This window comes from Desulfocurvus sp. (assembly GCF_023230885.1).
Lineage (GTDB): Bacteria > Desulfobacterota > Desulfovibrionia > Desulfovibrionales > Desulfovibrionaceae > Desulfocurvus.
The window spans coordinates 1-6,506 of record NZ_JALNWM010000202.1 but is presented as its reverse complement, the minus strand read 5'-3'; the positions used below and the strand labels follow the sequence as shown (position 1 = coordinate 6,506).

Below are 6,506 nucleotides of genomic sequence, written 5' to 3'. Positions count from 1 at the left end.
GGCGTACATCCAGTCCGAGAAGAGCAGCACGCTACCGAGGAAACACACGGTCATGCCGCCGCCAAGGCCGCTCATGATCCTGCGGTGGCCCTGCGCCGGGGCGAGCTCCCAGTTGCCCTCGGCGGCCAGGTGGTCCTTGAGCGGCACGGAGTACAGGCGCAGCTCCATGTCGCGCGGGTCGTGGCAGTTGGCGCAGCCGATGGTGTTGTCGTCCATGTCCACCTGCTCGCGGAACTGGTTGAAATCCTTGGCCCAGAACTCGTCGCCGTACTCGCCGACGAATTCGTTCATCTTGGCGGTCTTGCAGTTCCAGCAGGTGGCGGGCATGCCGCCCTTTTCGGCGTAGAGGTTGATGCGGTCGATGTGCAGGATGTCCTTCAGGGCGTAGGTGTGGCCGCGCGCGGCGCGGTATTCGTAGCTGAAGGGGTAGCCCAGCCAGAGGTTCTTCAGGTAGGGCTGGGCGTGCTTGTAGCCCTCGGGCAGGGGGTTCACGTCGTCGTTCTTGTTGTAGGCCACGGACCCGCCGTACTCGGTCATGATCTCGGATTCGTCGTTGCGCAGGAATGTCTCGTAGTGCAGCGGGAATTCCTTCTTGAACGGCGAGTTGCGGATTTCCTTTTCGGGCAGGTCGGTCTTGAACTCCGGAGTCTTGGGGTCGGACACGTCGGCGGTGCAGGCGGCCAGGGCCAGGGCCCAGGCCGCGACCAGCATGCCGCACAGGATCTTCACGTTACGCATCGGCGGCGCTCCTCTTGGCTACGGGGATCTTGGGGCTGTGGGGCACATGGCGGTGGCAGTCGGTGCAGAACTCCTTGCTCTGCATCATGACCGTGGAGGTCGTGGCGCTGTGGCAGCGCTCGCAGTTCTCCTGGGTCACGCGCCTAGTGTCCCCTCCGGGATGGATCAGGTCCGGGATGGTGCTGGTGGCGGTGGCCCAGATGTCGCGCAGGCCCTCCTTGCTTTTGAAGGGCAGCTTGGCCGCCAGGTTGTGCGGGGCGTGGCATTCGTTGCAGGCCTGCTCCGCGTGCACCGAGCGCTTGTGCGTCAGCGCGGCCTCGGCCATGGAGTGGCAGGCTCCGCAAAACGGCGCCTGGTCCGTGGCGTGCATGGCCAGGGCCGCCCCGACCACCAGCAGCATGCCCGCCAGGGCCGGGAGCAGGGCCCGGCGCAGGCCGCGCCAGGGTGTGCTGTCCTTGGTCCGGGTCATACATCCTCCTTCCTCATGCGGTGAAAAGGTATGGGCTCGGGCCCGGCTGGGCCCGCAAGGCTCGTGCGCTGCGCGCCGGGGCCGCCGCCCGGCGCTTTTTCGTTCATACCCTGCCACATATCGGGCGGCTTGTGGAAGCGGAAACGGATGCCGGAATGCCGGAGGCCCGTGCCCCGCCCCGCGCCGCCCCACCGGCGCCGGGCCCGGCGCCGGTGGTCGGGCTGGGAGAGCGGATTGCGCAAAATATAGCAATCCTTGCGCTTGGAAGAATTTGACCTGGGTCAAATTCCGCGTGAAATCGTCGGAAAAACAGGGGAAGGACAGGAAAAGGGCCGCAGCGCTTGCGCTGCGGCCCTGGGATTTCGGCCTCGGGCGGCCGGCCCCTAGCCGAGGATGGCCTTGAGATCCTCGTCGGGGGTGGCGATGGGCCGGATGCCGTAGGTCGCGACCAGGAAGTCCAGCACCGCCGGGGTGATGAAGGCGGGCAGGCTCGGGCCCAGGCGGATGTTCCTGACGCCCAGGTGCAGCAGGGTCAGCAGGATGGCCACGGCCTTCTGCTCGTACCAGGACAGGACCATGGACAGGGGCAGGTCGTTGACGCCGCACTCGAAGGCCCCGGCCAGGGCCGTGGCGATGCGGATGGCCGAGTAGGCGTCGTTGCACTGGCCGACATCGAGCAGGCGCGGGATGCCACCGATGTCGCCCAGCTGCTTGTCGAAGAAGCGGAACTTGCCGCAGGCCAGGGTCAGCACCACGCAGTCGGCGGGCACCTTCTCGACGAACTCGGTGTAGTAGTTGCGCCCGGGCTTGGCGCCGTCGCAGCCCGCCACCAGGAAGAAGTGGCGGATGGCGCCCGAGCGCACGCCCGCGATGACCTTGTCGGCCACGCCGAGCACGGCGTTGTGCCCGAACCCGGTGAGCACGGAGCCCTTGTCCTCGTCGGCGGGGAAGCCGGGCATGGCCAGGGCCTTTTCGATGACCGGGCCGAAGTCGCCGTTTCGCACATGGCGGGCGCCGGGCCAGCCCACCAGCCCGGTGGTGAAGATGCTGTCCAGGTAGGAGGTGGGCTTCTGGATGCAGTTGGTGGTCATGAGGATGGCGCCCGGGAAGGCGGCGAATTCCTTCTGCTGGTTCTGCCAGGCCGTGCCGTAGTGGCCGTGGAAGTGGGGGTACTTCTTGAGCTCGGGGTAGCCGTGGGTGGGCAGCATCTCGCCGTGGGTGTAGACGGTGATGCCCGTGTCCCGGGTCTGCTCCAGCAGGTCGCGCAGGTCCTTGAGGTCGTGGCCGGAGACGAGGATGGCCTTGCCCGCCCTGGGCCCCAGGGGCACGGCGGTGGGCACGGGGTGGCCGTAGGTGCCGGTGTTGGCGGCGTCGAGCAGCTCCATGGTCCGCAGGTTGACGGCGCCGGTTTCCAGGGCCAGGGCCACCCAGGCGCCCAGGTCCAGGCTGGAGTCGTACACGGCGGCCAGGGCCTTGTGCATGAAGGCGTAGACCGCGTCGTCCTCCTGGCCGAGGATGGCGGCGTGGTCGGCGTAGGCCGCGACGCCGCGCAGGCCGAAGAGCACGATGTGCTGCACGCTGCGCACGTCGGGGTCGGCGCTGTGGTCGCGGTCCAGGCCGAAGGCCTCGGCCTGGTCGGCCAGGGGCGTCAGCGGATCGGGCGTCCAGTTGGCGGCGGGCTCGGCAAAGGCCGACGGCCCCCCCGCGGCGGCCACGGCGGCCTTGAGGCCCTCGCGCAGCTCCAGGGCCCTGGGGATGAGCACCCGCTCGAAGCGCTCGGGGTCGAAGTTGACGTTGGTCAGGGTGCTGAAGAGGGCCTCTGCGGTGAAGCGGTTGGCCGCCGGATCCACGACGCCTGCGGCGCGCCCGGCGTGGGCCACCACGGCCAGGCCGCGCACGGCGTAGGTCAGCAGGTCTTGCAGGGCGGCCACTCCGGGCCCCTTGCCGCACACGCCGAACTTGTCGCAGCCCACGCCCTTGGCGGTCTGCTCGCACTGGTAGCAAAACATGGTGTTCCTCCTGGCTGGATGGTGCGTTGCTCGCGGCGACGGCACGCGCCGTCATGCTCAGGAGTACGGGGTCCGGGGCGTGGATGGTTTGACGTGGGTCAAGGGGGCAGGGAAAAACACGCGCCGGGCGGCGGGCGTCAGCTTTCCCGCTGGGGCGGCGGCTGCGGCGGCGACTGGGGCGCGGCGGCGCGCAGGTTCCTGTCCAGGTTCAGCCGGGTGACCTTGGGCTGCATGCGCATGCGGGCGGTGGTCATGGCGTCGATGGCGCGGTTGCGCTGATCCGCCGTCTTGCGCGCCAGGGCGCCGGAGAGCAGGCCCAGGGGCAGGAGGACCCAGGCCAGGTCGTAGATGCCGTAGGCCAGGCCGATCCAGCAGGCGCCGCCCACCAGGGCGAAGGCCATGCCCGTGCCCAGCTGGCCGATGTACAGGTTGCCCAGGCCCGCCCACGGCAGGGACAGCAGCAGGGCCACATCCGGGTTGCGCTTGCGGCGCAGGGTGCGGTTGGTTTGTTCGGCCATGCGGGCGATGGCTTCGCGGCGCCGGGCCTCGGCCTGGGCCTTGGCCGCGTCCTGCTCGAAGACGGCGTCGGCGCCCTTGTCCCGGGGGCGGGGCGCCTGGAGGGCGGGGCCTGCGGCGGGGTCGTCGTCCCAGGGCGACTTGCCGCGCACGATGACCCGCCCGGGGCCTGCCCCGGCCCCGGGGTCCTCCAGTTCGAGGGGCGCCTCCCGCGGGGCGTCGCGCCCGGGGGCGTCCGGCCCGTCCTCCAGGTGCAGGGCCGGGGTCTCGGGGCGGGTGGCGTCGTCGGGGTCGAAGGGCCGGGGGTCGCTGTGGGCGGCCAGTTCCGTCGCGTCCGGGGAGGGTTCCCGGTCGGGGACGATCTCCCGCTCGTGGCGGGTCATGGCCTCGTGCAGCTCGCGCAGGTACTGGCGCTCGCTGAGGAATCCCTCGTCGCGCAGTTCTTCCAGGCGGCGGATATCGTCGGACAGGGTGGTCTTGGTCATGGACGCTCCGGCGTGATGCTTGGCGGACTATGCCCCAGTCGGTGCCGGGGCGCAAGGCGTCCGGCTTGCTTTCGGCGGGGCCTGCCGCTATCCTGGGGCCCGTGGCGCGGAATTTTGCCCGGGCCCGTGGGCCCGGGGGCAAGGGAGCGGAAATGACGCATATCCGGTGGGACGAGAGCCTGAGCGTGAGCGTGGCCGAGATCGACGAGCAGCACCGGCGGCTGTTCGCCCTGGCCGACACCCTGCGCGCCATGCGCGAGGCCTGCCTCGCGCCCCACGAGATGCTGGCGGCCGTGGAGGAGTTCTGCGACTACACGCGCCATCATTTCGCCACCGAGGAGCGTTACATGGACGCCTACGAGTACGCGGGCATGGACGCGCACATCCAGGAGCACATGCGGTGCAGCCTGCGCGCGGTGGACTTCCTCGGCCAGTGCCTGGCGGACGACCCGCAGCTGTGCGAGGACTTTCCGGCCTTTCTCAAGAGCTGGCTGGAGGCGCACGTCAGGGGCACCGACATGGGGCTCGGGGCCTACCTCAACAGGCGGGGCGTGGCCTAGCCCCGGTGGAGCGAAGCGGTGTCGTTGGGCTATCGATTGCTTGAGGCGGGCGCCCACGTCTTCGACGTGCTGCACTGCTTCTGGGAGCGGGAGCGCACCGCCCAGCGCGTGGCCGTGCTGCTCGTCCTGGCCTTCATCGGGGCCCTGGTGGCCATCGAGCTGAACCGCCTGGGCCTGCTCGGCGGGCACCTGGCGCGCCTGCTGCCCACCAACCTGTTCTACGCCGTCAATTTCGCCTTCACCCTGGTGCTGGTGGTCGAGGTCATCAGCATGGTCTTCGTGCTGCCGCGCTCGTTTTCGCGCTCGGTGGGCAAGCAGTTCGAGATCCTGGCCCTGATCCTCATGCGCAACTCCTTCAAGGAGCTGGTGAACCTGCACTCCATGATCCGCTATCCCGAGGACATGGAAACCCTGCTGCGCATCCTGGCCGACGGGGTGGGGGCCCTGGCCGTCTTTTTCCTGCTGGGGGTCTACGCGCGCATGCCCCGGGGCGGCGACACCGTGCGCGACGGGGCCGGGCTCTATGCCTTCGTGGTCACCAAGAAGGTCCTGGCCCTGGTGCTGCTCAGCTCCTTCTGCGGGCTCGGGCTGTACAACGGCTGGGCGTTTTTCCGCGGCGTGGAGCTGGTGGATTTCTTCCACGTCTTCTACACGGTGCTCATCTTCTCCGACATCTTCATCGTGCTGCTTTCCCAGCGCTACCTGCAATCCTTCCACTCGATGTTCCGCAACTCGGGCCTGGCGCTGACCACGCTGATCATCCGGCTGGCCCTGTCCTCGCCGCCGTTCATCAACGCCGCCCTGGGGGTTGCCGCGGCGGGTTTCGCCGTGGTGCTGACCTATGTGTGCAACCTGGCCTTCGAGCGCCTGGCGTGCGCGGACGACACCACCCGGCGCGGCTAGACCCGCCGCCCCGGGCCGGGGCCCCGGCCGTCGCGTTCCCGCGCCTCGGCCTCCCGGCGCAGGACCTCCTCGAACCGCGCGCGCGACTGGTTTCGTGCGCGAACCAGGTAGTACACCGCCCCGGCGGCGGCCAGCATGAGCAGCAGCCAGCTCATGGCTCCTCCTTGTTGTGGTCCGTGTGCTCCCGCGCGCCCAGGGGCGCGTCGCGCGCCGCCTCGATGGCCTCGCGGCAGCGGCGCGCGTCCAGTGTCAGCCCGCAGCCCGTGCAGGCCACCCGGGCCACGGCTCAGCGTCCGGTGAGCACGGCCCGCCCGCCGCAGGCCGGGCAGGGGATGCTCAGGTCCTTGTCGGCGTCCATGCCCGGACTATGCGCCAAAGCCCCGGCCGGGGCAAGGCCGCCCCGGGGCGGCGTCACGCGTTTTTCACGGTTCCGCCTCCCGGGCGCCATGCGCCGCCGGGCCGCCCGGGGTAGCGTGGTTCCCGGCACACCCCGCAGGGCGGAAACCTCCGCCACCTCCGCCGGCCGTTTGGCCCCGGCGGACCGGGCGGCACGGACCCCCCACCGTCCGTGCCGCCTTTCCCGTTTGCCCTTCGCCCCAACCCATCGCCCAAGGAGTCGCACATGTCCGTGATCCGCGCGCGCCGGGCGGCGCGCGCCGCCGTCCTGGCTCCCCTTGTCCTGGCGGCCGTCCTGCTGTTGGCTCTTGTTCCGGCCCGGGCCGGGGCGGGCGGGGCGCCGCGCTTCGTGTTCCTGTTCATCGGCGACGGCATGGGCGTGGCCCAGCGCATGGCCGCCGCCCGCTGGAAGGGCGCGCCCCTGACCATG

Annotated in this window: 9 protein-coding genes and 1 pseudogene; 3 read left to right on the top strand and 7 right to left on the bottom strand. The window is 70.2% G+C overall.

Annotation, left to right across the window (positions count from 1 at the left end):
* From M0P34_RS12880 to M0P34_RS12865, 4 genes are all read right to left on the bottom strand, one after another.
* Positions 1–738 (bottom strand): ammonia-forming cytochrome c nitrite reductase subunit c552 (locus M0P34_RS12880; RefSeq protein ID WP_291499783.1); only part of this gene is annotated, 738 nt, incomplete at its 3' end.
* Entirely contained in the window at positions 731–1,207 is a 477-nt protein-coding gene (locus tag M0P34_RS12875) for a NapC/NirT family cytochrome c (RefSeq protein WP_291499780.1), read from the bottom strand. The genes M0P34_RS12875 and M0P34_RS12880, both read right to left, overlap by 8 nt.
* Positions 1,208–1,590: 383 nt before the next feature.
* Positions 1,591–3,216, bottom strand: coding sequence for a hydroxylamine reductase (hcp, locus tag M0P34_RS12870; protein ID WP_291499778.1), 1,626 nt, complete (start codon positions 3,214–3,216; stop codon positions 1,591–1,593).
* Positions 3,217–3,353: 137 nt separating this feature from the next.
* Positions 3,354–4,217, bottom strand: coding sequence for a hypothetical protein (locus M0P34_RS12865; RefSeq protein WP_291499774.1), 864 nt, complete (start codon positions 4,215–4,217; stop codon positions 3,354–3,356).
* 152 nt (positions 4,218–4,369) lie between these two features.
* Here M0P34_RS12865 and M0P34_RS12860 point away from each other — a divergent pair, with 152 nt between their 5' ends.
* Both M0P34_RS12860 and M0P34_RS12855 read left to right on the top strand, forming a co-directional pair.
* The gene (locus M0P34_RS12860) at positions 4,370–4,777 is read left to right on the top strand and encodes a bacteriohemerythrin (RefSeq protein ID WP_291499771.1); all 408 of its coding nucleotides are present in this window, start codon (positions 4,370–4,372) and stop codon (positions 4,775–4,777) included.
* Positions 4,778–4,801: 24 nt separating this feature from the next.
* Positions 4,802–5,680 (top strand): hypothetical protein, encoded by an 879-nt coding sequence (locus M0P34_RS12855; protein ID WP_291499769.1) that lies wholly within the window; start codon positions 4,802–4,804, stop codon positions 5,678–5,680.
* Here M0P34_RS12855 and M0P34_RS12850 read toward each other — a convergent pair.
* From M0P34_RS12850 to M0P34_RS12840, 3 genes are read right to left on the bottom strand one after another with little or no spacing between them, the layout of a single operon-like run.
* The gene (locus M0P34_RS12850; protein WP_291499767.1) at positions 5,677–5,835 is read right to left on the bottom strand and encodes a hypothetical protein; all 159 of its coding nucleotides are present in this window, start codon (positions 5,833–5,835) and stop codon (positions 5,677–5,679) included. The genes M0P34_RS12855 and M0P34_RS12850 overlap by 4 nt on opposite strands.
* Entirely contained in the window at positions 5,832–5,963 is a 132-nt protein-coding gene (locus tag M0P34_RS12845; RefSeq protein WP_291499765.1) for a hypothetical protein, read from the bottom strand. The genes M0P34_RS12850 and M0P34_RS12845 overlap by 4 nt, the downstream gene beginning before the upstream one ends.
* Positions 5,964–5,966: 3 nt before the next feature.
* Positions 5,967–6,095, bottom strand: a complete 129-nt coding sequence (locus tag M0P34_RS12840; RefSeq protein ID WP_291499763.1) for a hypothetical protein — start codon at positions 6,093–6,095, stop codon at positions 5,967–5,969.
* Positions 6,096–6,302: 207 nt separating this feature from the next.
* Between M0P34_RS12840 and M0P34_RS12835 the strand changes: the two are divergent.
* Positions 6,303–6,506: pseudogene (locus M0P34_RS12835) on the top strand (hypothetical protein); the annotation flags it as partial.